Below are 25,223 nucleotides of genomic sequence, written 5' to 3' on the forward strand. Positions count from 1 at the left end.
GTGGTGCACAATCCGTGTCATGGGTTCTCGCCGCGCGATGCTGCTCGACGAGCGGGCAGGGGGACGCGTCCTGACGGACGTCGACCTCCGGGCTGCGCTCGCCGTCTGCACGCTCGACCCGGTCGCGGCGGTCCTCGCGACCACACGGCTCGAGCAGGCCACGGTCAGCGGCCTGCGGTCCGCCGGCGGGACGCTGTGGGGCTTCGAGCACGACGGAGCGCTGCGCGCGGTCTGCTGGGCGGGGGCCAACGTCGTGCCCGTCGTCCCGACCGACGACCCGCAGCTCGCGGGACGCGCGCTCGACGCGTTCGCCGGCCTCGCACGCGCCCAGGGGCGCCGCTGCTCGTCGATCGTCGGCTCCGCCGACATGGTGCTCGGCCTCTGGGACCGGCTGAGCCGCACGTGGCCCGCGGCGCGCGAGGTCCGGGCCGACCAGCCGTCGATGGTCATCGACCACGAGCCGCGGATCGCGCCCGACCCGACCGTCCGCCGCTCCCGGGTCGAGGAGTACGACCTCGTCCTCCCCGCGTGCATCCGGATGTTCACCGAGGAGGTCGGCTACTCGCCCGCCGGCGGGCCCGGAGGTCCCTACGAGACACGTGTCCGCGGGCTGGTCGGCTCGGGGCGCTCGTTCGTCCGGGTCGAGCGGGAGGACGGCCGCCGCGGCCCGCGCGACACCATCGTGTTCAAGGCCGAGCTCGGGGCCGTCGCCGGGGGAGTCGCGCAGGTGCAGGGCGTGTGGGTCACGCCCGAGCGGCGCGGCGAGGGGCTCTCGGAGGCGGGCATGGCAGCCGTCGTGCAGCTCGCACGGTCCGCGGAGACGCCCGTCGTGTCCCTCTACGTCAACGGCTACAACCACCGCGCGCTCGCGGCGTACCGCGCGGTCGGGTTCCGCCAGGTCGGCACGTACGCCACCGTCCTGTTCTGACGGCGTCGTCCCGTCGCGGGGCCGGCGCACGGCCGACCGCAGCGTCCTGGCGCCCGGTCGCGCGCGGCTGACGACGCCACCGCGCCCGCCGGGGCCGCGTGGGCTCAGCGCAGGAGCCGCGACATCCGGCGGTCGGCGAGCGGCTTGCCGCCCGTCTGGCACGTCGGGCAGTACTGCAGGGACGAGTCGGCGAAGGACACCTCGTGCACGGTGTCGCCGCACGGAACGCCGTCCCAGCCCGGGCACGCCTCACCCGTCCGGCCGTGCACGCGCATCCCGCGCCGCTTCGCGTCCTTGAGCTCGGCCGCGGGCCGGCCCGACGCGGCGGCGACGGCGTCGGTCAGCACCTGCCGGATCGCGACCCACAGCGTCGCCGTGCGCTCGGCGTCGAACGACCGCGTGGGGGCGAACGGGCTCATGCGCGCCGCGTGCAGGATCTCGTCCGAGTAGGCGTTCCCGATGCCGGCGATCGTGCCCTGGTCACGCAGCAGGCCCTTGACCTGCTGGTTGCGGGCCGCGAGCAGCTCCGCCAGGCGGTCCTCGGTGAACTCGTCGGACAACGGCTCGACGCCGAGCGTCGCGATCTGCGGGACCTCGGTGGGCTCCTCGACGACGTGCACCGCGAGCCGCTTGCGCGTCCCGGCCTCCGTCAGGTCGAAGCCCGCGCCGTCGTCGAGCCGCACGCGCAGCGCGATCGGCGACTTGCCGGGCCGGACGGGCCGGGGAGAGAGCTCGTCGGACCAGCGCACCCAGCCCGCACGCGACAGGTGCCAGACGAGGTGCAGCGGCTCGCCGGTCGACGTCGCGACCATGAGGTCGAGCCACTTGCCGTGCCGCGACACGTCGACGACCGCGCCACCGACGAGCGCGTCGGGCGGCGGCCGGAACGTCTTCAGCGCGCTGATCGCGCCGACCTCGACTCCGGACACGGCACGGTCCACGGCGCGCCCGCGCAGGAACTGCGCGAGCGCCTCGACCTCGGGCAGCTCGGGCACCCGCCCATCCTGGCGGAGACCGCCCACACCGCGACAGCGGGCGCACGAGCGACCTCGCCGCGACCACTAGGCTCGCCCCCATGCTTCTGCGCCTGTCCACGCTCTTCGTCCGCACGCTGCGGGAGGACCCCGCCGACGCCGAGGTCGCGAGCCACAAGCTGCTCGTCCGCGCCGGCTACATCCGGCGCGCCGCCCCCGGGATCTACTCGTGGCTGCCGCTGGGGCTGCGCGTGCTCGCGAAGGTCGAGGCGGTCGTGCGCGAGGAGATGGCCGCGGCGGGTGCGCAGGAGGTGCACTTCCCGGCGCTGCTGCCCAAGGAGCCGTACGAGGCGACGGGGCGGTGGTCCGAGTACGGCCCGAACATCTTCCGGCTCAAGGACCGCAAGGGCGGCGACTACCTGCTCGCACCCACGCACGAGGAGATGTTCACGCTCCTCGTCAAGGACCTGTACTCGTCGTACAAGGACCTGCCGCTCACGCTCTTCCAGATCCAGACGAAGTACCGCGACGAGGCGCGCCCGCGCGCGGGTCTGATCCGCGGCCGCGAGTTCGTCATGAAGGACGCCTACTCCTTCGACGTCGACGACGCCGGGCTGGACGCGTCGTACGCGGCGCAGCGGGCGGCCTACCAGCGCGTGTTCGACCGGCTCGGCCTCGAGTACGTGATCGTGGCCGCGACGTCGGGTGCGATGGGCGGGTCGCGGTCGGAGGAGTTCCTCACGCCCACCGCGATCGGCGAGGACACGTTCGTCCGGTCCGCGGGCGGCTACGCCGCGAACGTCGAGGCCGTCACGACGGTCGCGCCGCCCGCGCTCGACTGGTCGGACGCACCCGCCGCGCACGTCGAGGACACGCCCGACACCCCGACCATCGAGTCGCTCGTCGCGCACGCCAACGCCCACCAGCCGCGCCCCGACCGGGAGTGGACCGCCGCCGACACGCTGAAGAACGTCGTGCTCGCGCTCGTGCACCCCACCGGTGAGCGCGAGCTGCTCGTCGTGGGTCTGCCCGGCGACCGCGAGGTCGACCTCAAGCGCCTCGAGGCGGGGCTCGCGCCCGCCGAGGTCGAGGCCGCGGGCGAGGCCGACTTCGCCGCGCACCCCGAGCTGGTCAAGGGCTACATCGGTCCCGGCGCGCTCGGCCCGAACGTGCCCGTCGCCGAGGGCGCCGAGCGGACCGCCGTGCGCTACCTCCTCGACCCGCGCGTCGTCGACGGCACGCGGTGGATCACCGGCGCGAACGAGCCCGGGCGGCACGTCTTCGACCTCGTCGCCGGACGTGACTTCACCGCCGACGGCACGGTCGAGGCCGCCGAGGTCCGTGCGGGCGACCCCGCGCCCGACGGTTCGGGCCCGCTCGAGCTCGCACGCGGCATCGAGATCGGCCACATCTTCCAGCTGGGCCGCAAGTACGCCCAGGCGCTCGGCCTCACGGTCCTCGACCAGAACGGCAAGGCGCAGGTCGTCACGATGGGGTCCTACGGCATCGGCGTCACGCGCGTGCTGGCCGCACTGGCCGAGGCGAACCACGACGACCGCGGCCTCGCGTGGCCGGCGCACGTCGCGCCCGCGCACGTGCACGTCGTCGCGACCGGGAAGGACGCGTCGGTCTTCGACGCCGCCGACGAGATCGCGCGCGACCTCTCCGGACGTGGCGTCGAGGTCCTCTACGACGACCGGCCGAAGGTGTCGCCCGGCGTCAAGTTCGCCGACGCCGAGCTGCTCGGCGTGCCGCTCGTCGTCGTCGTGGGGCGCGGTCTCGCCGACGGGCTCGTCGAGGTCCGTCCGCGGGCCGGCGGCGACGCGCAGCAGGTGCCCGTCGCGGACGTCGTCGAGCACGTCGCCGCGCGCGTCCGCGAGCTCCTGGCCGACTGACGGTGCACGGGGGCGGCTGACGTCGGCCCTCGGCGCCGGCGCGCCGTCGGCCGGGGCAGCGGCTCGGCTGCGTCAGCCCGCCGTGGGCGTGGGGAGCGGCTCGGCCGCGAGCTCGGGCATGCCCGGGAACGCGACCGGCGTCGCACCCCACGCGCGCGCCTGACGCGTCGCGTCGGCCAGGCCCGTGAGCAGCTCGGCGCGAGCACCCGCGTCGGCGGAGGCGACGAGCGTCGCGTAGGTGTCGGCGACCGCGGACACGGCACCGCGCGCGACGCCTGCCGCGACCGTCGGGTCGTCGAGGCCCGCGGGCAGCGCGTACGCGACGCGACGCGGGTCGTCGAGCTGCCCGGCCGTGCCGGCGGCGGTCGCCCACCGCTCGGCCGCGTCGCGGTGCCGGGCGGCGGTCTGCCGCGCGAGCGTGCGCGGGTCGCCGTCGAGCTTCGCGGCGACGACCTCGAGCGCGTACCCCGCCTCGTCGTGCGCGAGCGTCAGGGCGTCGAGGTCGGCGCGGTCCAAGCCCGCCGGAGCGGGCTCGTCGTCGGTCGCGGAGCCGGCCGTCGGGCTCGCGGACGGCGTCGGCGACGGGTCGGCGCCGCCCTCGGGCGTGCCGTCGACGCCGGCCCGGAGCGCGATCTCGGGCGCGGGGAGCCCGAGCGCCGCGGCGAGCCGTCCGGCCAGGTCGGTCCGGGCGGTCGCGACGGACCCGACCAGGCGCGCGAGCGGCCCGTCGGGGACGGCGTCGGCGTCCGCGAGCGCCGTCGCGGCGTCCTCGGCGAGCTCCGCCAGGACGGACTCGGCCGTCGGTGCGGCCGTGTCGGGCGTGCTGCTCGGGGACGCCGACGGCGTCGGCTCGGGCAGCCCCGAGTCGTACACCCCGCCCAGCTGCTCGGCGTGCAGCTCGCCGAACGCCGCGACGTCGGCGAGCACGGCGGCGACGGGCTCGGCGGGCGCGGTGTCGAGGAGCGTCCGCGCGTCCTGCGCGAGACCGAGCGCGTCGTCGACCGTGCGGCCGCGCACCTGCTCGACGGCGTCCGGCGAGGGCTCGGCAGGCGGGGGCGTCTCGAGCCGCAGACCGCAGCCGCTCAGCACGGTCGCCACGGCCGCGACGACGAGGAGCGCCGCCGCCCGGCGGAGCGGCACGGGACGGCGGCGGGCGGCGGTCGGGTGGTTCGGTGCGCTCATCGCCGGTGATCCTCCCACGGCGAGGCGGCGCGTCGACGCGGCGACCGGCGGGTGTGCGCGGACTCGTTACGCTGGTCCCACAACATCACAGGGTCGAGCCGCGTGCCGGTGACCCGTCGGAACCGACAGGAGGCCCTCCCATGGTCGCGCCAGCACCCGCTCAGCGGGTCCGGCAGGTCGTCGAACCGGCGGTGGCCGGCATCGGCCTCCTGCTGGAGGACGTCGAGGTGGTGAGGGCCGGGGCACGGTCGGTGGTCCGCGTGGTCGTGGACGTCGCCGAGGACGACGAGGGCGAGCTCGACCTGGACCGGGTCGCCGAGGTGACCCGTGCGGTGTCCGACGCGCTCGACGCGCAGGACGTCGTGGCGGGGGAGTACACCCTCGAGGTGTCGAGCCCGGGCGTGTCACGTCCGCTCACCGAGCGCCGGCACTTCGCCCGCGCGGTCGGTCGCTCGGTCACCGTGCGCCTCGTCGACGGCGGGACGCTCGCGGGCCGCCTGACGGCCGTGGAGCGCGGGACGACGGACGCCGACGACGCGGTCGTCGTGGTGCCGGTGACGCCGGGCGCGAAGGGGCGGCGTCCGAAGACCGGCGACCCCGTCCGGCTGCTGCTGACCGACGTGCGCGACGCACGCGTCGAGGTGGACCTGAGCGGCCTCGGACCTGTGGACGACGACGACGTGGCCGGCCCGGGTGCCGACGCCGCCGGACGGGAAGGCTGACATGGACATCGACATGCAGGCGCTGCGCCTGCTGGAGCGCGAGCGGGAGATCAGCCTCGACGTGCTCGTCTCGGCGATCGAGCAGGCGCTGCTCTCGGCCTACCACCGCACCCCGGGGTCGCACCCGCGGGCGCGCGTCGAGGTCGACCGCCGCAGCGGGCACGTGACGGTGTGGGCGCGCGAGCCGCAGCCCGTCGGCGAGGACGGTCGGCCGGTCGAGGTGGAGACCCCCGAGTTCGACGACACCCCCGACGGGTTCGGGCGCATCGCGACCGCGACCGCGCGCCAGGTGATCGTCCAGCGGCTGCGCGACGCCGAGGACGACCAGGTGCTCGGCACGTTCCGCGGCAAGGAGGGCGAGGTCCTCGGCGGCGTCATCCAGCAGGGTCGCGACCCGCGCACGGTGCTCGTCGACGTCGGCGGCACGGAGGCCGTGCTCCCGCAGCACGAGCAGGTGCCCGGCGAGGAGTACGTGCACGGCGACCGGCTGCGCGCGTACGTGATCGAGGTCGCCCGTGGCCCGCGCGGGCCGCAGGTCACGCTGTCGCGCACGCACCCGAACCTCGTGCGCCGGCTGTTCGCGCTCGAGGTGCCCGAGGTCGCCGACGGCACCGTCGAGATCACGGCGATCGCCCGGGAGGCCGGGCACCGCACGAAGATGGCGGTCCGCGCGACGGTCCCCGGGGTCAACGCGAAGGGTGCGTGCATCGGCCCGATGGGCGGCCGCGTCCGCGCGGTCATGGCGGAGCTGCACGGGGAGAAGATCGACATCGTCGACCACTCCGACGACCCGGCCGAGATGATCGCGCACGCGCTGTCGCCCGCCCGCGTGGTGTCGGTCACGGTCGTCGACGAGGCCGCCCGCGCCGCCCGGGTCGTCGTGCCCGACTACCAGCTGTCGCTCGCGATCGGCAAGGAGGGCCAGAACGCCCGCCTGGCCGCGAAGCTGACCGGCTGGCGCATCGACATCCGGTCCGACGCCGAGGCCCCCGTGGCCGACGGCGGGGCGGCCGGTGGCGCGGCCCGGCACGACGCCGGCGAGGCCCCACGGGGCGGCGCCGGTCAGCACCGGTGACGCGGAGGGGTAGACTGTCGACGGCTGGGCCGGATGCCCGGCTCTCCTCGCCGAGCAGGCGGACCCCCGACCCCGCACCCGTGGTGCCTGTCGTGGGACCGGTGCGCACGTGCGTGGGGTGCCGAGCGACCGGCCCGAGGTCAGCCCTGCTGAGGGTGGTCGCCCCCGCCGCCGGTCCCGGAGTCCCGGAGCTGGTCGTGGACGTCGGTCGCCGGATGCCGGGCAGGGGAGCGTGGCTGCACCCCGATCGTGCCTGCCTCGAGCTCGCCGAACGCCGCAGGGCGTTCGGGCGGGCCCTGCGGCTGCCGGGTCCGCCCGGTACGCGCGCGGTCCACGAGCACCTCGAGCAGCACGAGCAGTGAGCGTCACCGGGTCCCCCTGGTGGCGTGGCCGATCGTCGAGAAGGAAGCGGGTTGGAAGCCGATGGCTACCCGATGAGCACGCACCGATGAGTACCCAGCGATGAGTACCCAGCACTAACGACGGTCCGACCCTGTCCGGGGGCGGGCCAGGACAGGAGAGATGTGGCCAAGGTCCGCGTCTACGAGCTCGCCAAGGAGCTCGGAGTCGACAGCAAGACCCTCATGACCAAGCTGAACGAGCTCGGTGAGTTCGTCCGCTCGGCGAGCTCGACCATCGAGCCGCCCGTCGTGCGCAAGCTGCGCGACACCTACCCCGCAGGTGGCGGCGCCTCGGCGCCGAAGGCCGCTGGGCGCCCGGCTCCCGCCGCACCCGCGGCTCCGGCTCCCGCCGCACCCGCACCCGCACCCGCCGCCTCGGCCCCCGCGCCGGTGGCACCCGCCCCGAGCGCCCCGGCGGCGCCCGCCGCTGCGGCCCCTGCCGCGCCGGCACAGGCTCCGGCTCCCGCACGTCCGGCCCCGGCCGCGCGTCCCGCCGCCCCGGCTCCGGCCGCGTCGGCCGCGCCCGCCCCGGCGCCGTCCCGTCCCGCCGCTCCCGGTCAGGGCCGCCCCGGCGGCTCCGCGCCGACCCCCGGCGGCCGTCCGGCTCCGCGCCCCGCGGCGCGTCCCGGCAACAACCCGTTCGCGCCCTCGCAGGGCATGCCGCGCCAGGGCGAGCGCCCTGGTGCCGGCGGCGGCGGTCCCCGTCCCGGCGGTCCCCGTCCGGGCAACAACCCGTTCGCGCCCTCCCAGGGCATGCCGCGTCCCGGCGACCGTCGTCCCGAGGCGCCCGCGGCCGCGGCCGGCAGCGGCGACCGTCCCGGCGGCCCCCGTCCGGGCGGCCCGCGTCCCGGCGGTCCCCGTCCCAACCCCGGCATGATGCCGGGCCGCACGTCGAGCGGCGTCGGTCGCCCCGGTGAGCGTCCGGCCGGTGCCGGTCGCCCCGGCGGCGGTGGCGGTGGCGGCGGTCGCGGCGGCTTCGGTGGTCGTCCCGGTGGTGGCGGCGGTGCGCCCGGCGGCGGCGGCGGTTTCGCCGGTCGTCCCGGTGGCGGCGGCGGTCGTCCCGGCGGAGCCGGTCGCGGCTCCACGCAGGGTGCGTTCGGTCGCGCCGGCGGTCGCCCCGTGCGTGGGCGGAAGTCGAAGCGTGCGAAGCGCCAGGAGTTCGAGGCGATGCAGGCCCCGTCGCTCGGTGGCGTCAGCGTCCCGCGCGGCAACGGCTCGACCGTCATCCGCCTGCGGCACGGCTCATCCCTGAACGACTTCGCCGACAAGATCGACGCCAACCCGGCGGCGCTCGTCACGGTGCTGTTCCACCTCGGTGAGATGGCGACCGCGACGCAGTCGCTCGACGAGGACACCTTCGGCGCGCTCGCCCAGGAGCTGGGCTACGTCATCGAGATGGTGTCGGCCGAGGAGGAGGACCGCGAGCTGCTCGGGGCCTTCGACATCGACCTGGACGCCGAGCTCGAGGCCGAGGGCGACGACGACCTGCAGGCGCGCCCGCCGGTCGTGACCGTCATGGGTCACGTCGACCACGGCAAGACCAAGCTCCTCGACGCCATCCGGTCCACGGACGTGGTGGCCGGCGAGGCTGGTGGGATCACGCAGCACATCGGTGCCTACCAGGTCACCAAGGAGCACGAGGGCAACGAGCGGGCCATCACGTTCATCGACACCCCGGGTCACGAGGCGTTCACCGCCATGCGTGCCCGTGGTGCGCAGGTCACGGACATCGCGATCCTCGTGGTCGCGGCCGACGACGGCGTGATGCCCCAGACGATCGAGGCGCTCAACCACGCACAGGCGGCGAACGTGCCGATCGTGGTCGCGGTCAACAAGGTGGACAAGGAGGGGGCCAACCCCGCCAAGATCCGCCAGCAGCTCACCGAGTACAACCTCGTGGCCGAGGAGTACGGCGGCGACACCATGTTCGTCGACGTCTCCGCGAAGCAGAACATGGGCATCGACCAGCTCCTCGAGGCCGTGCTGCTGACGGCCGACGCGGCGCTCGACCTGCGGGCCAACCCCGACAAGGACGCGCGCGGTGTCGCCATCGAGGCGAACCTCGACAAGGGCCGCGGTGCCGTCGCGACGGTGCTGGTCCAGTCCGGCACGCTGCGTGTCGGCGACGCGATCGTCGCGGGCACGGCCCACGGCCGTGTCCGGGCGATGTTCGACGAGCACGGCAACACCGTCGCCGAGGCGGGCCCGGCCCGTCCGGTCCAGGTCCTCGGCCTCGCGTCGGTGCCGAGCGCCGGTGACACGCTGCTCGTCGCTCCGGAGGAGCGCACCGCCCGTCAGATCGCCGAGAAGCGCGAGGCCGCCGAGCGCGCCGCCCTCCTGGCCAAGCGCCGCAAGCGCATCAGCCTCGAGGACTTCACGCAGGCGCTCGCGCAGGGCAAGGTCGAGACCCTCAACCTGGTCCTCAAGGGCGACGTGTCGGGTGCCGTCGAGGCGCTCGAGGACGCGCTGCTCAAGATCGACGTGGGCGAGGAGGTCGACCTGCGCGTCATCCACCGCGGTGTGGGTGCCATCACGCAGAACGACGTCAACCTGGCGACGGTCGACAACGCGATCATCATCGGCTTCAACGTGAAGTTCGCGGAGCGCGTCGAGGACCTGGCCGACCGCGAGGGCGTCGACGTGCGCTTCTACTCGGTCATCTACCAGGCGATCGACGACGTCGAGGCGGCCCTCAAGGGCATGCTCAAGCCGGAGTACGAGGAGGTGCAGCTGGGCTCCGCGGAGATCCGCGAGGTCTTCCGCTCCTCCAAGTTCGGCAACATCGCCGGTTCCATCGTGCGCTCGGGCCTCATCCGCCGGAACACGAAGGCCCGCGTGCTGCGCGGTGGCAAGGTCGTCGGGGACAACCTCACGATCGAGTCGCTCAAGCGGTTCAAGGACGACGCCACCGAGGTCCGCGAGGGCTTCGAGTGCGGTATCGGTCTCGGGTCGTTCAACGACCTGCAGGTCGAGGACGTCATCGAGACGTGGGAGATGCGCGAGAAGCCTCGCGTGTAGTCCGTCACGAGCGCGGCGCCTCTCCACGGCCTTCCGGCCGGTCGCCCCTGACGGGGCGACCGGCTGCCAGCCCCACCACGGCCGCGGAGAGGCGCCGCGCTCGCTCCTCAGCGAGGCTTCTCGCTGGAAGGCATGAGAGAGGAGACGTGTCATGGCTGACACTGCACGGGCCAGGAAGCTGGCGGAGCGGATCCAGCAGGTCGTCGCGCAGATGCTCGACACGCGCATCAAGGACCCGCGCCTCGGGTTCGTCACCGTCACGGACGTCCGCGTGACCGGGGACCTGCAGCACGCCGACGTCTTCTACACGGTGTACGGCGACGACGAGGCGCGCGACGGGAGCGCGAAGGCGCTCGAGAGCGCGAAGGGCGTCATCCGCTCGGAGGTCGGCAAGCAGACCGGCATCCGGCTGACCCCGACGCTCGCGTTCCACCTGGACGCGGTGCCCGAGACGGCGGCGCACCTCGACGCGGCGCTGGTCGAGGCCGCGCGTCGGGACGCCGAGGTCGCGGCGCTCGCCGCGCAAGCGTCGTACGCGGGGGAGGCGGACCCGTACCGCCGCCCCGACGAGGACGACGAGGACGCCGAGGCCTGACGAGCGGCGTCCTCCGGGCGAGGACGACGGCGCAGCCCGACGGGCGGCGCCACCCGAACGACGACGAGCCCCCGACCGGTGCGGAACCGGTCGGGGGCTCGTCGCGTCCGGGCGGTCAGTGCGCGGCGATCCCGGTGACGCCCCGGCCGGTGGAGCGGGGCATCGCGAGGGCGATGACCGCCCCGACGCCGACGATCGCGGCGGCGACGAGCATCGCGGGCTGCAGACCGGCGGTGTAGCCCTCGGGGGTGAGCGTGCCGTCGGCGGCCTGGAAGACCGCGACCAGGACCGCGACGCCGAGCGCGCCGCCGAGCTCGCGGATGGTCGCGTTGACGGAGCTCGCGGTGCCGTGGTCGTCGGCACCCATGTCGGCGAGCACCGCGGTCGCGCTGGGGGCGAACGTCAGGCCCATGCCGACGCCCGCGAGGACGAGGCCTGGCACGAGGTCGGCGTACACCACGTCGCCGCCGACGAGCAGCCCCTGCCATGCGAGGCCGGCCGCCTGGAGCGCGAGCCCGGCGGTCAGCAGCGGGCGGACGCCGATGCGCGGAGCGAGGAGGCCCGCGACGGGCGCGACGAGCATGGGGGCCGCCGTCCAGGGCAGCGTGCGCAGACCCGCCTCGAGCGGCGAGTAGCCGAGGCCGACCTGCAGGTACTGCGAGAGCAGGAAGACGATCCCGAAGACGCCGACGGAGAACAGCAGCGCGGTGGCGTTGGCGACGCTGAACGAGCGGACGCGGAACAGGCGGAGCGGGACCAGCGGGTGGTCCGTGCGGGACTCGCGGCGCAGGAACGCGACGAGCAGGACGGCACCGAGGACGAGACCGCCGACGACGCGCGCGGAGCCCCAGCCGTCGTCGTTGCCGCGGATGATGGCCCACACGGTCGACAGGACGCCGCCGCCGGCGAGGAGCAGGCCGGGCACGTCGAGCGGCTGGCGCCGGCCGTGCGACTCGGGCAGTGCCCACCGGACGAGCGGGATCGCGACGATCGCCACGGGGACGTTGATCCAGAAGATGGCCTGCCAGGCGATGCCGTCGACGACGGCACCGCCGATGACGGGGCCGAGCGCGACGCCGAGGCCGGAGACGGCGCCCCAGATGCCGATCGCCATGGCCCGGCGCGCCGCGGGGACGGACCCGGCCAGCAGCGTGAGCGACAGCGGCATGACCGCGGCGGCGCCGGCGCCCTGGACGGCGCGCGCGGCGATGAGCGTGCCGGCGTCGGTCGCGAGCGCGGAGGCGATGGACGCGAGGGCGAAGACCGCGATGCCGGTGACGAACACCCGGCGGCGGCCGAGCCGGTCGCCGAGCGTCGCGGCGGCGATCATGAGGCTCGCGAACGACAGTGTGTAGGCGTTGACCATCCACTGCAGCTGCTCGAGCGACGCGGACAGCTCGACCTGCAGGACGGGGAGCGCGGTCGTCATGACGAGGTTGTCGAGCGTCGCCATGAACATGGGCAGCGACGCCGCGACGAGCGCGACGCCGACCGGGACGGCGCGGCGGCCTCGGCGTCCGGCGGGCCGGTCGGTCCGGCTCGGGGCGGGGCTCGCGCTCGGGGGAGGTGCGGTGGCGGTGGAGGTCACGACGGCTCCTGAAGCGTTGTTGGCATTGAGTGATTACTAACAAGAGCGAACGTAGGCATCGACTGATAACCTGTCAAGGTGCCGTCCACGACCGACCAGACCAGCCCCCCGCAGCGCATGACCGGCGCGGAGCGACGCGAGCAGATCCTCGTCGCCGCCCGCCGCGTCTTCGCCGAGGGCGGGTACGCCGCCTCGACCGACGAGGTCGCGCGCGCGGCCGGGGTGTCGCAGCCCTACGTCGTGCGGCTCTTCGGCTCCAAGCGCGAGCTCTTCCTCGAGGCGTACCGGCAGGCGAGCGCGGAGGTCCTCGCGGCGCTCGCCGGCGTCCCGGCCGGCCCGGAGGCGGGCAGGCTCATGGGCGACGCGTACGTCGGCCTGCTCGACGACCGCGACCTGCTCCGGCTGCTCATGCACGGCTTCATCGCGGGGGCCGACGAGGAGGTCGGGCGGGTGGCCCGGCACACGCTCGGTGAGGCGTTCCGGCTGTTCCGCGAGCGCGCGGGCGGCACCGAGGACGAGGCGCGCGTGTTCGTCGCGCAGGGCATGCTCATCAACGTGCTCCTGGCCGTCGACGCGCACCAGCACCAGGGCGAGGACGACGGCATGGACGGCCTCGTCCTGTGCACGCTCGACGGCATCGCGCGCCTGTCGTGAACCGTCCGACCCCCAGCGGCCCGCGTCGTCCGACCGCCGCCGACGGTCTCGTCGTCGTCGACAAGCCGCAGGGCTGGACCAGCCACGACGTCGTCGCGCGCACCCGCCGCCTCGCGGCGACGCGCAAGGTCGGGCACGCCGGCACGCTCGACCCGATGGCCACGGGCGTGCTCGTGCTCGGCATCGGCCGGGCGACGAAGCTGCTCACCTACGTCGTCGGCGCGGACAAGGAGTACACCGCGACGGTCCGGCTCGGCGTGGCGACGACGACCGACGACGCCGAGGGGGAGGTCGTGGCGGCGCAGGACGCGTCCGGCGTGACGGACGCCGCGCTCGACGCGGCGGTCGCGGCGCTCACCGGCCCGATCCAGCAGGTGCCCAGCTCGGTGTCGGCGATCAAGGTGGCCGGCGAGCGCGCGTACGCGCGCGTCCGGGCGGGGGAGCAGGTCGAGCTCGCCGCGCGGCCCGTCACGGTGTCGCGGTTCGAGGTGCACGACCGCCGCGCGGTCGTGGTCGACGGGGTCCCGGCGCTCGACGTCGACGTCACGGTCGTCTGCTCGTCGGGCACCTACGTGCGTGCGCTCGCGCGCGACGTGGGCGTGGCGCTGGGCGTGGGCGGGCACCTCACGGCGCTGCGCCGCACCCGTGTCGGGGGCTTCGGCCTGGACGTCGCGCGGACGCTCGACGAGCTCGCCGCCGAGCCCGAGGACGTGCCGCTGCCGGTGCTGCCGCTGGCCGACGCGGCGCGGGCGACGTTCCCCGTCCGCGAGCTCACCGAGGCGGAGGAGCGGGCGCTGTCGTACGGGCAGTCGCTGGCGCCGGTCCCCGGCGGTCCGGACGGGACCGTCGCGGCGTTCGGGCCGGGCGGGACGCTCGTGGCGCTCGTCGAGGAGCGTGGCCCGCGGGTCCGCCCGGTGCTCGTCTTCGCCCCCGCGTCGACCTGACGCCGTCCGCCAGCGCCGTCGCGGGCGCGACGTCGCTGGCGCGACGCACGGGCCCACGGGTACGAGCCCGTGCGACCCGCTGGGGGCCGGACCCGTGCGCGTGCCCGGACCAAATCGTTTTGGTCAGATCGATTCGCTTCTCTCGTCGGGCTGCGCCTGCCTAACCTGCCGCCGCCGCACCGGTGCTCCCGCTCATGTGATGGGAGCGCTCCTACGACAGGGGAGACAGAGTGGTTTCTCGCACGTCATCACACGCGCGCAGGGGCGCGACGGCCGTCGTCGCGACGGCCGCGCTCATGCTGGCAGGAAGCGGCACGGCGCTCGCCGCGTCGCAGATCGGGGACGGGACCTTCGAGTCCGGGGCCGAGGGCTGGGTCGCGTACGGCACCGACGGGCCGGTCGACACGAGCACCGGCGCGCTGTGCGTCGACGTGCCCGCCGGGTCGGCGCAGTACGGGGTGGGGGTCGTGCTCAACGGCGTCGCGATCGAGCAGGGCTCGACCTACACGCTCGCCTACACGGCCAGCGCCTCGACGGACGTCACCATCCGCTCGCTGGTCGGGCAGAACGGCGCGCCGTACGGCACGGTGCTCGACACGGCCCCAGCCCTCTCGTCCGACCCGCGCCAGGTCAGCGAGACGTTCACCGCGTCCGCGACGTACCCCGCGAGCCCCGCGCCCGACGACCCCGAGGGCCAGATCGCCTTCCAGCTCGGCGGGTTCAGCGCCGACGCGTGGACCTTCTGCCTCGACGACGTGTCCCTGAGCTCGGACGTCGAGCTCCTGTCGCACACGTCGTTCGCCGAGTCGCTCGGCCCGTGGTCGCTGTACGGCACGAGCGACCCCGTCTTCGCCGACGGTCGCATGTGCGTCGACCTGCCGGGCGGCCAGAGCAACCCGTGGGACGCCGGGCTGTCCTACAACGGGCTGCCGGTCGACGAGGGGGAGAACTACGTCCTGTCCTTCACGGCGAGCGCGACGCCCGACATGCCGGTGCGCGTCATCGTCGGCGAGGGCGGCGGTGCCTACAGGACCGCGTTCGAGCAGGGCTCGGCCCCGCTCACCGGTGAGCCGACGACGCTCGAGTACGCCTTCACGTCGAACCTCACGTTCCCGCCCGACGGGACGGCTCCGGGCCAGCTCGCGTTCCACCTCGGGAAGGCCGCGCCCTACGAGTTCTGCATCTCGGACGTCTCGCTGAGGACGTCCGCGACCCCGCCGCCCGGGTACGAGCCCGACACCGGCCCGCGCGTGCGCGTCAACCAGGTCGGCTACCTGCCGTTCGGCCCGAAGCGCGCGACGCTCGTGACCGACGCGTCCGACGCGGTCGCGTGGCGGCTGCACGACGCCGACGGCGCGGTCGTCGCCGACGGCACGAGCGAGCCGCGGGGTGTCGAGCCGTCCGCCGAGCAGGCCGTGCACGTCATCGACTTCTCCGACGTGACGGCCGAGGGCGAGGGCTTCACGCTGGTCGCCGACGGTGAGACGAGCCGGCCGTTCGACATCGCGGCCGACCTCTACCAGCAGCTCCGGTACGACGCGCTCAACTACTTCTACCTCGCGCGCTCGGGCACCGAGATCGAGGCGGACGTCGTCGGCGAGGAGTACGCCCGTGAGGCCGGGCACGTCGGCGTCGCACCCAACCAGGGCGACACGGACGTCCCCTGCATCGGGCCGCGTGACTACTACGACGGCTGGACGTGCGACTACCGGCTCGACGTGAGCGGCGGCTGGTACGACGCGGGCGACCACGGCAAGTACGTCGTCAACGGCGGCATCGCGGTCGGGCAGCTCCTCCAGACGTACGAGCGGGCACTGCACGCGGGGACCGCCGACGCGCTCGCGGACGGCACGCTCGACGTGCCCGAGCACGGCAACGACGTGCCCGACGTGCTCGACGAGGCGCGCTGGGAGCTCGAGTGGATGCTCTCGATGATCGTCCCCGAGGGCGAGTACGCGGGCATGGTCCACCACAAGGTGCACGACGAGGGCTGGACCGGCCTCCCGCTGCTGCCCGCCGACGACCCGCAGGTGCGCTCGCTGCACCGGCCGTCGACTGCGGCGACGCTCAACCTGTCCGCGGTCGCCGCGCAGGGGGCGCGGCTGTTCGAGGAGTACGACCCGGCGTTCGCCGAGACGCTGCTCGAGGCCGCGCGCTCGACGTGGGCCGCGGCGCGGGCGCACCCGGCGCTCCACGCGCCCGGCGAGGCCGGTGCGGACGGCGGCGGTGCGTACAACGACTCCGAGGTGTCCGACGAGTTCTACTGGGCGGCCGCGGAGCTGTACCTCACCACGGGCGACGACGCGTTCGCGCAGGCCGTCGCGTCGTCTCCCGTGCACACGGCGGACGTGTTCACGGCCGACGGGTTCAGCTGGGGGAGCGTCGCGGCGCTCGGCCGTCTCGACCTCGCGACCGTCCCGAGCGCGCTGCCGGACCGTGACGACGTCCGCGCGTCGGTCGTCGCAGGCGCCGAGGAGTACCTCGCCGCGCAGGCCGAGCAGGGCTTCGGGTCGCTGTACTCGCCGCCCGGCGGTCAGTACGTGTGGGGCTCGAGCTCGCAGGTCGCGAACAACCTCGTCGTCGTCGCCACCGCGTACGACCTCACCGGCGACGCGAGGTTCCGCGCGTCGACGCTCGAGGGGCTCGACTACCTGCTGGGCCGCAACGCGCTCAACCAGTCGTACGTGACGGGCTGGGGCGAGGTCGCCTCGCACCAGCAGCACAGCCGGTGGTTCGCGCACCAGCTCGACCCGTCGCTGCCGAGCCCGCCGCCCGGCTCGCTCGCCGGTGGCCCGAACTCGCAGGCCGCCACGTGGGACCCGACGACGAAGGCCGCCTTCCCGGCGGGCTGCGCGCCGTCGGCGTGCTACGTCGACCAGATCCAGGCGTGGTCGACCAACGAGATCACGGTCAACTGGAACTCGGCGCTGTCGTGGGTCGCGTCGTGGGTCGCCGACCAGGGCGCCGGCGAGCCGGCCGCGGTCGCGCCCACGATCACGCAGCAGCCCGTGGACACCACGGTCCGCGTGGGCACCGACGCCACGTTCACGGCCGCGGCCGGCGGGGTCCCCGCGCCGACGGTGCAGTGGCAGGTGAAGGGTGCCCGCGGGGGGTGGAAGGACGTGAAGGGCGCGACGCGCGCGACGCTCACGGTCCGCGCGACCGGCAGCACCGACGGCAACCGCTACCGGGCGGTGTTCACGAACGCGTCCGGCACGGTCGAGTCGGCCGCCGCCCGGCTCACGGTGCAGCGCGGCGCGCCGGTCGTGACGCAGCACCCGAAGGACGTCACGGCCAGGCTCGGCACGGTCGCCACGTTCCGTGCCGCCGCCGACGGGTACCCCGAGCCGCGCGTCGCGTGGCAGGTGCGCTGGGCCCGCGGGTCGTGGCACACGATCCCGGGGGCGACGTCGACGACGCTGCGGGTCCCGGTGACCGTGCTCGCCGCGACGACGCAGTACCGCGCGGTCTTCACGAACACCGAGGGCTCCGAGCGGACCGAGGCTGCGGCGCTGCGCATCGACCGGCCGCGCAGCTGACGGACTGTCCACCACGGTGCGCGGCCGGCCCTCGTCGGGTCGGCCGCGCGCCGTCCGTCGTGCCCGGCTCGTCCACGGCGGCGACGGGGGAGCAGGACGGCCACGGCAGCAGCACGGGGGCGGCGACGACCGTCCGTGACGGGGACCGTCGCGAGGCGTGGGTCGCGGCGGTGGCATGATCCTCCCTGTGCAGCGCTGGAACGACCTCGCGGACGTCCCGTCCGGGTTCGGCCCGTCGGTCGTCACCATCGGCAACTTCGACGGCGTCCACCGGGGGCACGTCAGCGTCCTCACGCGGATGTGCGCCGACGCACGAGCCGTCGGGGCGCGCGCCGTCGCCGTGACCTTCACGCCGCACCCGCTCCAGGTGCACCGGCCTGACAGCGCACCCGAGCTCATCACCGGTGACGAGGACCGGCTCGAGCTGCTCGCGGAGACGGGCCTCGACGCCGTCCTGCTGCTGCCCTACACGCTCGAGTTCGCGCGGCAGACGCCGCAGGAGTTCGTCGAGCGGTACCTGGTCGACGGTCTGCGGACGCGGACCGTGGTCGTCGGGCGCGACGTGCGGTTCGGCTGGCAGAACTCGGGCGACCTCTCGACCATGGTCGCGCTCGGCGAGCGGTACGGGTTCGACGTCGAGGTCATCGAGGACGTCACGCCCGCACCCGCCGCGGATCCGGGCAGCCCCGAGGACCAGGCCGCCGACCCGCTGCGTCGCCGCTGGTCGTCGACGTGGGCGCGCGAGCTGCTCGAGGCCGGCGACGTGGTGCAGGCCGCGCGGGTGCTCGGTCGGCCGCACCGCGTGCGGGGGACCGTCGTGCACGGCGACGCGCGCGGTCGCGAGCTCGGCTACCCGACCGCGAACCTCGGGGGCGACCTCACCGGCATGGTCCCCGCCGACGGCGTCTACGCGGGGTGGCTCCGCCGGGTGCGGCGCCCCGACGGTACGCCCGTGACGTCGCAGGACCCCGACCGCGTGCTGCCGGCCGCGGTGTCGATCGGCACGAACCCCACGTTCGACGGCCAGGAGCGTCGGGTCGAGGCCTACGTGCTCGACCGCGACGACCTCGACCTGTACGACGAGCAGGTCGTCGTCGAGCTCGTCGAGCGGCTGCGCCCGACGCTGCGGTTCGACTCGGTCGACGCGCTCCTGGAGCGGATGAGCGAGGACGTCGAGCGGGTCCGCACGGTCCTCGCGGGTGCGGCGACCGCCTGATCGGGCGGCACGACCGGCTGACCGGGTGGTGCGAACCGCCTGGTACGATGGTCGACGCCGTCAGAACGGCCGCGGAACGAGAGAGCCCGGGTGGACATGCCCCGGAGCACCGCGCAACGAGACAACCTGGAGAACCGTGTCCCTGGACAGCGCCACCAAGCAGGCCATCATGACCGAGTACGCGACGCACGAGGGCGACACCGGTTCGCCGGAGGTGCAGATCGCCGTCCTGACCCAGCGGATCAAGGACCTGACGGAGCACCTCAAGGAGCACAAGCACGACCACCACAGCCGCCGCGGCCTGCTGCTGCTCGTCGGTCGTCGTCGTCGTCTTCTCGGCTACCTGCAGAAGGTCGACATCAACCGCTACCGCTCGATCATCGAGCGCCTCGGCCTGCGCCGTTGAGCCTCCGGACCAGCCCGGACCCGCGACAGGGTCCGGGCTGGTCCGATGTTCGCCCCGGTCGGGCCTGACCGTCCGGCCGGCGTGCATCCCGCACGACCAGCACCACCAGCACGACCAGCACCACCCAGCACCATCCACCGCGTCGGCCCGCTCGTCCGGTCCTCGGTAGTGGCCCCCGGAGCTCTCGGCTCCGAGGACCACGGTCGAAGACCGCCGCGGCCGGCCGGCGCCTTCGTAGAACGAGGAGGGCACCCGTGGAGGGTCCCGAGATCCAGTTCGCCGAGGCCGTCATCGACAACGGCCGCTTCGGCACCCGCACCGTCCGCTTCGAGACGGGCCGCCTGGCCAAGCAGGCCGCCGGCTCGGCCGCCGCCTACCTGGACGGCGACACGATGCTGCTGGCCGCCACGACGGCCGGCAAGCACCCCAAGGACCAGTTCGACTTCTTCCCGCTGACGATCGACGTCGAGGAGCGGCAGTACGCCGCCGGCAAGATCCCGGGCTCCTTCTTCCGCCGCGAGGGCCGTCCCTCGACCGAGGCGATCCTCGCGTGCCGTCTGGTCGACCGCCCGCTGCGCCCCCTGTTCGTCAAGGGCCTGCGCAACGAGGTCCAGGTCGTCATCACGGTCCTGGCGATCCACCCGGACGACTCGTACGACACGCTCGCGATCAACGCCGCGTCGATCTCGACGCAGCTCTCGGGCCTGCCCTTCTCGGGTCCGGTCGGTGGCGTGCGCATCGCGCTCGTCGACGGCCAGTGGGTCGCGTTCCCGCGCTACTCCGAGCGTGAGCGCGCCACGTTCGACATGGTCGTCGCCGGCCGTGTCGTGGGTGACGACGTCGCGATCGCGATGATCGAGGCCGAGGCGCCCGAGAAGTCGTGGAACCTCATCCAGGAGGGTGCGACCGCGCCCACCGAGGAGATCGTCGCGCAGGGCCTCGAGGCCGCGAAGCCGTTCATCAAGGTGCTCGTCGAGGCGCAGCAGGAGCTCGCCGCGAAGGCCGCCAAGGAGACCCAGGTCTTCCCGACGTTCCCCGACTACCAGGACGACGCCTACGCCGCCGTCGAGGCCGCCTCGACCGCGTCGCTCGGCGAGGCCCTGTCCATCGCGGACAAGCAGACGCGCGAGAACCGCCTCGACGAGATCAAGGCCGAGGTCGTGGGCCAGCTCGCCGAGCAGTTCGAGGGCCGCGAGAAGGAGCTCTCCGCCGCGTACCGGTCGGTGCAGAAGAAGCTCATCCGCCAGCGCATCCTCACGGACGGCTTCCGCATCGACGGCCGTGGCCTGCGGGACATCCGCACGCTCTCGGCCGAGGTCGAGGTCCTGCCCCGCGTGCACGGCTCCGCGATCTTCGAGCGCGGCGAGACGCAGATCCTCGGCGTCACGACGCTCAACATGCTCCGCATGGAGCAGCAGCTCGACACGCTCTCCCCGGAGACGCGCAAGCGGTACATGCACAACTACAACTTCCCGCCCTACTCGACGGGTGAGACGGGCCGCGTCGGCTCGCCGAAGCGTCGCGAGATCGGCCACGGCGCGCTCGCCGAGCGGGCGCTCATGCCCGTGCTGCCGAGCCGCGAGGAGTTCCCCTACGCGATCCGTCAGGTGTCCGAGGCCCTCGGCTCCAACGGCTCCACGTCGATGGGCTCCGTCTGCGCGTCCACGCTGTCGCTGCTCAACGCGGGTGTGCCGCTGCGCGCACCGGTCGCGGGCATCGCGATGGGCCTCGTGTCCGACACCGTCGACGGTGAGACCCGCTACGCGGCGCTCACCGACATCCTCGGGGCCGAGGACGCGTTCGGCGACATGGACTTCAAGGTCGCCGGCACGCGCGACTTCGTCACCGCGATCCAGCTCGACACCAAGCTCGACGGCATCCCCGCGTCGGTCCTGGCCGGTGCGCTGACGCAGGCCAAGGAGGCGCGCCTCGCGATCCTCGACGTCATCGCCGAGGCGATCGACGTCCCGGACGAGATGAGCCCGTTCGCGCCGCGCGTCATCACGGTGAAGGTCCCGGTCGACAAGATCGGCGAGGTCATCGGCCCGAAGGGCAAGATGATCAACCAGATCCAGGAGGAGACCGGCGCCGACATCTCGATCGAGGACGACGGCACGGTCTACATCGGCGCCACCGACGGTCCGTCGGCGGAGGCCGCGCGGGCGGCGATCAACGCGATCGCCAACCCGCACATGCCCGAGGTGGGCGAGCGCTTCGTCGGCACCGTCGTCAAGACGACGACGTTCGGCGCGTTCGTGTCGCTCTCGCCGGGCAAGGACGGTCTGCTGCACATCTCGCAGATCCGCAAGCTCGTCGGCGGCAAGCGCGTCGAGAACGTCGAGGACGTCCTGTCCATCGGGCAGAAGGTCCAGGTCGAGATCGGCGAGATCGACCCGCGCGGCAAGCTCTCGCTGCACGCGGTCATCGAGGAGGACGCCGAGGGTGCCTCCGACGCGACGCCGGACGCCGCCGCGGCGCCCGCCGACGCCTGACGTGCCGCTGGACCTCCCGCTCGTCGGCCCCGGGCTCCCCGGGGCGGAGCAGACCGCCGGGCAGGACGGCGACGCCATCGTGCGTCGTTCCGTCCTGCCCGGCGGGGTCCGCGTGGTCACCGAGCAGATGCCCGGCCTGCGCTCCGCGACCGTGGGGGCGTGGGTCGGCGTCGGCTCGCGGGACGAGGAGTCGGGCCACTTCGGCTCGACGCACTTCCTCGAGCACCTGCTGTTCAAGGGCACGGCCCGCCGGTCCGCGATGGACATCGCCGAGGCGTTCGACGCCGTCGGCGGCGAGGCCAACGCGGCGACCGGCAAGGAGCACACGTGCTACTACGCGCGCGTGCTCGACACCGACCTGCCCATGGCGGTCGACGTCATCGCGGACATGGTGACCTCGGCGAGGATCGACGCCGACGAGCTCGAGACCGAGCGCGGCGTGATCCTCGAAGAGCTCGCCATGAACGACGACGACCCGAGCGACGTCGTGCACGAGCAGTTCGCGACCGCGGTGCTCGGTGCGCACCCGCTGGGCCGTCCCATCGGCGGGACGCCCGACACCATCCGCGCGGTCCCGCGCGACGCGGTGTGGGAGCACTACCGCTGGCACTACACGCCGTCGACGCTCGTCGTCACCGCGGCCGGCGGGGTGGACCACGACGTGCTGTGCGCGCAGGTCGCCGACGCGCTCGCGACCGGCGGCTGGACGCTGGGCGACGACGCCGTGCCTACCGGGCGTCGCCCGGTCACGTCACGCGCGCTGCTCGCGGGCTCGGCCGGCATCCCCGGCCAGGGCGTCGAGCTGACCGTGCGCCGCCACACCGAGCAGGCCAACGTCATCGTCGGCGGCACGTCGCTCACCGCGACCGACGACCGTCGCTTCACGCTCTCGGTGCTCAACGCGGTCCTCGGCGGCGGCATGTCGTCGCGCCTGTTCCAGGAGATCCGTGAGAAGCGCGGCCTCGCGTACTCGACGTACTCGTACGCGTCGGGACACGCCGACACGGGCGTCTTCGGGCTGTACGCCGGCTGCGCACCGGGCAAGGTCGACGAGGTCGTCGCGCTCATGCTCGCCGAGTGGGAGCGGCTCGCGCAGGACGGCATCACGCCGGCCGAGCTCGAGCGGTCCCGCGGTCAGCTGGCCGGAGGCCTCGTGCTCGGCATGGAGGACACCGGTTCGCGCATGAGCCGCCTCGGGAAGGCCGAGCTCGTCCACGGCGAGCTGCTGAGCATCGACGAGTCGCTCGAGCGCATCCGCGCGGTCACCGCCGCCGACGTGCAGGAGCTCGCGGCCGAGCTCGCGTCGCGGCCCCGCTCCGTGGTGCGCGTCGGACCGTTCGGCGACTGAGAGCGCCCTCCCCGGGCCGGACCTGCACGTCTCACCCGTCCGTCGGGCCGATCGGCCCACCGGGCGGGGCGTCGGCGCGCGATCATGGGGTATGGCCGTCGAGTACCGCAGGTTCGCACCGCCCGCGGCGGCGCGTGACCTCGTCGAGCACCTGTGGGTCGTGCGCCAGCCGGCGGGCGTCGTCACGCGCGAGGTGCTGCTGCCCGACGGGCACGGCCTCGCGCTCGTGACGCTCGGTGCGCGCGGGTCGCACGTCGACGCGCTCACCCGGCGCCGGACCGCCGACGGACCAGGTGTCCGCGGCCCGTCGAGCCGGCCCGTCGTCCGCGAGCAGCCCGGTCCGTCGGTCCGGCTCGGCGCCCAGCTCGGCCCGCTCGCGCTGGCCCGTCTGCGCGTGCACGTCGCACCCGACGACGTCGTCCCGCTCGACCGGGCCTTCGCGACGGCCGACGTCGCGGCCTGCCAGGCCGCGCTCGAGGCGGGCGACGACGCGCGCGCCGTGGACCTGCTCGGTGCCGCGCTGGCCGGGGCGCTCGCCGCGACCGACGAGCCCGCGGAGCTCACGCTGCTCGAGCCCGCCGTGCAGCAGGTCCTCGCGTCCCGCGGCCTCGTCACCGTCGCCGACCTCGCGCGGGCGGCGGAGCTGCCCGTCGGCACGCTGCACCGGTGGTCGGTCGAGCACCTCGGGCTCACGCCCGACGCGCTGCTCGCGGCGGTGCGGTTCTCGGCGTTCGTGCGCGACGCCGTCGGGCCCGGTCCCGTGCGGCCCGAGGACGCGCTCGGCGCGATCCGCTGGTACGTGCAGGCGGGCTACGCGCCGCGCGAGGTCGAGCGGTTCACCGGCTCGACCCCGCTCGAGCTGCGGCGCGTCGAGCAGGGGATCGCGGCGGCGCTGGGGGCACCGGTCGCCGGATAGGGTTGCACCCCGTGAGCGAACCGATCAGGGTGGCCGTCCTGGGCGCGGCCGGACGCATGGGCTCGACCGTCGTCCGGGCCGTCGACGACGCCCCCGACCTCGAGCTGGCCGTCGCGCTCGACGCGGGCGGTGACCTGGCAGCGGTCGTCGACGCGGGTGCCCAGGTCGCCGTCGACTTCACCGTCCCCTCCGTGACCGAGGGCAACGTGCACGCGCTCGTCGACGCGGGCGTGCACACCGTCGTCGGCACGACCGGCTGGGACGACGAGTCGCTGGCGCGCGTCCGTGACCATCTCGCCGACCGGCCCGGTGTGGGCGTGCTCGTCGCGCCGAACTTCGCGCTCGGCGCCGTGCTGGCCATGGCGTTCGCGGCGCGCGCCGCACGCTGGTTCGAGTCGGCCGAGGTCGTCGAGCTGCACCACCCGAACAAGGTGGACGCGCCGTCCGGCACCGCGCGCCACACGGCCGCCGGCATCGCCGCGGCACGCGCCGCCGCAGGACTGGGCCCGATGCCCGACGCGACCGAGCAGACGCTCGACGGCGCGCGGGGCGCCGACGTCGACGGCGTGCGCGTCCACGCGGTCCGGCTGCGCGGCCTCGTCGCGCACGAGGAGATCCTGCTCGGCAACGCGGGCGAGCAGCTGACGATCCGGCACGACTCGTTCGACCGCGTGAGCTTCATGCCCGGCGTGCTGCTGGCCGTGCGCGAGGTCGGCCGACGCCCTGGCCTGACCGTCGGCCTCGAGCACCTGCTCGACCTCTGACCGTGGCCGAGCCCCACCGCCGCCGGCGGACCGGCGTCGCGGCCGCGGTCGCGATGACCGGCCTGCTCGCCCTGTACGTCTGGCTGGTCGCCGTGCGCGCGACCGCGCTCGTCACGAGCGGCGAACCCGTCGGGGTCGTCCTCGGGGTCGCGTTCTGGGTGCTGCCGCTGCTCGTGGTCGGTCTCGTCGCACGCGAGTGGCGGCTCGCCGTCGACGTGCAGCGGATGGCCGACGAGCTCGCCGACGCCGACGAGCTGCCCGTCGACACGCTCCCGCGGTCGCCCGGCGGGCGGATCGACCGTGCCGCTGCGCGCGAGGCGTTCGAGGACGCGCGCGCCGTCGTCGACGATGCGCCCGACGACTGGCGCTCCTGGTACCACCTCGCGTTCGCGTACGACGCGGCGGGGGACCGGCGACGTGCCCGCGAGTCGCTGCGGACCGCGAGCCGGCTGCACCGCGCGACCTGACGAGCCCGCCGCCCGGTCGTGCCGAGCGGCGCTGTCGCGCGCCGGGGCACCGCGCTCCGGGCTGACCGGGCCGTGACGTGCCCGGGCGCCGACGCGCAC

General features: G+C 74.6%; 20 protein-coding genes. 17 read left to right on the plus strand and 3 right to left on the minus strand.

Going from position 1 to position 25,223, the window contains the following annotated elements; translation table 11 throughout:
• Nucleotides 1-19 precede the first annotated feature (19 nt).
• On the plus strand, nt 20-928 hold the full coding sequence (locus tag GXP71_RS04410; protein ID WP_162351664.1) for a GNAT family N-acetyltransferase: 909 nt from the start codon (nt 20-22) through the stop codon (nt 926-928).
• 104 nt (nt 929-1,032) lie between these two features.
• Here the strand turns inward: GXP71_RS04410 and GXP71_RS04415 are convergent, their stop codons facing one another.
• On the minus strand, nt 1,033-1,923 hold the full coding sequence (locus GXP71_RS04415) for an Fpg/Nei family DNA glycosylase (protein ID WP_162351665.1): 891 nt from the start codon (nt 1,921-1,923) through the stop codon (nt 1,033-1,035).
• Nucleotides 1,924-2,003: 80 nt separating this feature from the next.
• Between GXP71_RS04415 and GXP71_RS04420 the strand changes: the two genes are divergently transcribed.
• Nucleotides 2,004-3,797 carry a proline--tRNA ligase gene (locus tag GXP71_RS04420; protein ID WP_162351666.1) on the plus strand — a complete coding sequence of 598 codons (1,794 nt, stop codon included), beginning with the start codon at nt 2,004-2,006 and terminating at the stop codon, nt 3,795-3,797.
• Between the two features lie 72 nt (nt 3,798-3,869).
• Here GXP71_RS04420 and GXP71_RS04425 read toward each other — a convergent pair whose 3' ends face one another.
• Nucleotides 3,870-4,979, minus strand: coding sequence for a DUF4439 domain-containing protein (locus GXP71_RS04425; protein WP_162351667.1), 1,110 nt, complete (start codon nt 4,977-4,979; stop codon nt 3,870-3,872).
• 140 nt (nt 4,980-5,119) lie between these two features.
• Here GXP71_RS04425 and rimP point away from each other — a divergent pair, with 140 nt between their 5' ends.
• The 5 genes from rimP (at nt 5,120) to rbfA (ending at nt 10,790) form a co-directional block, all read left to right on the plus strand.
• Nucleotides 5,120-5,701 carry a ribosome maturation factor RimP gene (gene rimP / locus GXP71_RS04430; protein ID WP_162351668.1) on the plus strand — a complete coding sequence of 194 codons (582 nt, stop codon included), beginning with the start codon at nt 5,120-5,122 and terminating at the stop codon, nt 5,699-5,701.
• Nucleotide 5,702: 1 nt separating this feature from the next.
• Nucleotides 5,703-6,776, plus strand: coding sequence for a transcription termination factor NusA (nusA, locus tag GXP71_RS04435; RefSeq protein ID WP_162351669.1), 1,074 nt, complete (start codon nt 5,703-5,705; stop codon nt 6,774-6,776).
• Between the two features lie 155 nt (nt 6,777-6,931).
• Nucleotides 6,932-7,138, plus strand: coding sequence for a YlxR family protein (locus tag GXP71_RS20630; protein ID WP_370520981.1), 207 nt, complete (start codon nt 6,932-6,934; stop codon nt 7,136-7,138).
• Between the two features lie 162 nt (nt 7,139-7,300).
• A complete protein-coding gene (gene infB / locus GXP71_RS04445; protein WP_162351670.1) occupies nt 7,301-10,195 on the plus strand; it encodes a translation initiation factor IF-2 in 2,895 nt (964 codons plus the stop codon).
• Nucleotides 10,196-10,346: 151 nt separating this feature from the next.
• Complete coding sequence (rbfA, locus tag GXP71_RS04450; RefSeq protein ID WP_162351671.1) at nt 10,347-10,790, plus strand: 30S ribosome-binding factor RbfA; 444 nt, start codon at nt 10,347-10,349, stop codon at nt 10,788-10,790.
• A gap of 115 nt (nt 10,791-10,905) precedes the next feature.
• Here rbfA and GXP71_RS04455 read toward each other — a convergent pair whose 3' ends face one another.
• Nucleotides 10,906-12,378, minus strand: coding sequence for an MFS transporter (locus tag GXP71_RS04455; protein WP_162351672.1), 1,473 nt, complete (start codon nt 12,376-12,378; stop codon nt 10,906-10,908).
• A gap of 78 nt (nt 12,379-12,456) precedes the next feature.
• Between GXP71_RS04455 and GXP71_RS04460 the strand changes: the two genes are divergently transcribed.
• The 10 genes from GXP71_RS04460 (at nt 12,457) to GXP71_RS04505 (ending at nt 25,124) form a co-directional block, all read left to right on the plus strand.
• On the plus strand, nt 12,457-13,032 hold the full coding sequence (locus tag GXP71_RS04460) for a TetR/AcrR family transcriptional regulator (RefSeq protein ID WP_238402614.1): 576 nt from the start codon (nt 12,457-12,459) through the stop codon (nt 13,030-13,032).
• Nucleotides 13,029-13,976 carry a tRNA pseudouridine(55) synthase TruB gene (gene truB, locus GXP71_RS04465; RefSeq protein ID WP_162351673.1) on the plus strand — a complete coding sequence of 316 codons (948 nt, stop codon included), beginning with the start codon at nt 13,029-13,031 and terminating at the stop codon, nt 13,974-13,976. Before GXP71_RS04460 ends, truB begins: the two co-directional genes overlap by 4 nt.
• A gap of 296 nt (nt 13,977-14,272) precedes the next feature.
• On the plus strand, nt 14,273-17,515 hold the full coding sequence (locus GXP71_RS04470) for a glycoside hydrolase family 9 protein (RefSeq protein WP_238402615.1): 3,243 nt from the start codon (nt 14,273-14,275) through the stop codon (nt 17,513-17,515).
• 175 nt (nt 17,516-17,690) lie between these two features.
• On the plus strand, nt 17,691-18,731 hold the full coding sequence (locus GXP71_RS04475) for a bifunctional riboflavin kinase/FAD synthetase (RefSeq protein ID WP_162351675.1): 1,041 nt from the start codon (nt 17,691-17,693) through the stop codon (nt 18,729-18,731).
• Nucleotides 18,732-18,867: 136 nt separating this feature from the next.
• Nucleotides 18,868-19,137, plus strand: coding sequence for a 30S ribosomal protein S15 (rpsO, locus tag GXP71_RS04480; RefSeq protein WP_013770699.1), 270 nt, complete (start codon nt 18,868-18,870; stop codon nt 19,135-19,137).
• 254 nt (nt 19,138-19,391) lie between these two features.
• Entirely contained in the window at nt 19,392-21,629 is a 2,238-nt protein-coding gene (locus GXP71_RS04485) for a polyribonucleotide nucleotidyltransferase (RefSeq protein ID WP_162351676.1), read from the plus strand.
• Nucleotide 21,630: 1 nt separating this feature from the next.
• Nucleotides 21,631-22,977: a pitrilysin family protein gene (locus GXP71_RS04490; RefSeq protein WP_162351677.1), complete on the plus strand. Its 1,347-nt coding sequence runs from the start codon at nt 21,631-21,633 to the stop codon at nt 22,975-22,977.
• A 91-nt stretch (nt 22,978-23,068) separates the two neighbouring features.
• The gene (locus GXP71_RS04495) at nt 23,069-23,893 is read left to right on the plus strand and encodes a hypothetical protein (RefSeq protein ID WP_162351678.1); all 825 of its coding nucleotides are present in this window, start codon (nt 23,069-23,071) and stop codon (nt 23,891-23,893) included.
• Between the two features lie 11 nt (nt 23,894-23,904).
• Nucleotides 23,905-24,657 carry a 4-hydroxy-tetrahydrodipicolinate reductase gene (gene dapB, locus GXP71_RS04500; protein WP_162351679.1) on the plus strand — a complete coding sequence of 251 codons (753 nt, stop codon included), beginning with the start codon at nt 23,905-23,907 and terminating at the stop codon, nt 24,655-24,657.
• 53 nt (nt 24,658-24,710) lie between these two features.
• Nucleotides 24,711-25,124 (plus strand): hypothetical protein, encoded by a 414-nt coding sequence (locus tag GXP71_RS04505; protein WP_162354197.1) that lies wholly within the window; start codon nt 24,711-24,713, stop codon nt 25,122-25,124.
• Nucleotides 25,125-25,223: the final 99 nt, after the last annotated feature.

The organism is Cellulomonas sp. H30R-01, from assembly GCF_010119915.1.
Lineage (GTDB): Bacteria > Actinomycetota > Actinomycetes > Actinomycetales > Cellulomonadaceae > Cellulomonas > Cellulomonas algicola.

Bases quoted from the DNA above. Each gene is read 5' to 3' on its own strand.
- rimP (WP_162351668.1), top strand. From the start codon at position 5,120: ATGGTCGCGCCAGCACCCGCTCAGCGGGTCCGGCAGGTCGTCGAACCG.
- rbfA (WP_162351671.1), top strand. From the start codon at position 10,347: ATGGCTGACACTGCACGGGCCAGGAAGCTGGCGGAGCGGATCCAGCAG.
- nusA (WP_162351669.1), top strand. From the start codon at position 5,703: ATGGACATCGACATGCAGGCGCTGCGCCTGCTGGAGCGCGAGCGGGAG.
- GXP71_RS04420 (WP_162351666.1), top strand. From the start codon at position 2,004: ATGCTTCTGCGCCTGTCCACGCTCTTCGTCCGCACGCTGCGGGAGGAC.
- GXP71_RS04475 (WP_162351675.1), top strand. From the start codon at position 17,691: ATGATCCTCCCTGTGCAGCGCTGGAACGACCTCGCGGACGTCCCGTCC.
- GXP71_RS04495 (WP_162351678.1), top strand. From the start codon at position 23,069: ATGGCCGTCGAGTACCGCAGGTTCGCACCGCCCGCGGCGGCGCGTGAC.
- GXP71_RS04425 (WP_162351667.1), bottom strand. From the start codon at position 4,979: ATGAGCGCACCGAACCACCCGACCGCCGCCCGCCGCCGTCCCGTGCCG.
- GXP71_RS04470 (WP_238402615.1), top strand. From the start codon at position 14,273: ATGCTGGCAGGAAGCGGCACGGCGCTCGCCGCGTCGCAGATCGGGGAC.
- GXP71_RS04410 (WP_162351664.1), top strand. From the start codon at position 20: ATGGGTTCTCGCCGCGCGATGCTGCTCGACGAGCGGGCAGGGGGACGC.
- GXP71_RS04505 (WP_162354197.1), top strand. From the start codon at position 24,711: ATGACCGGCCTGCTCGCCCTGTACGTCTGGCTGGTCGCCGTGCGCGCG.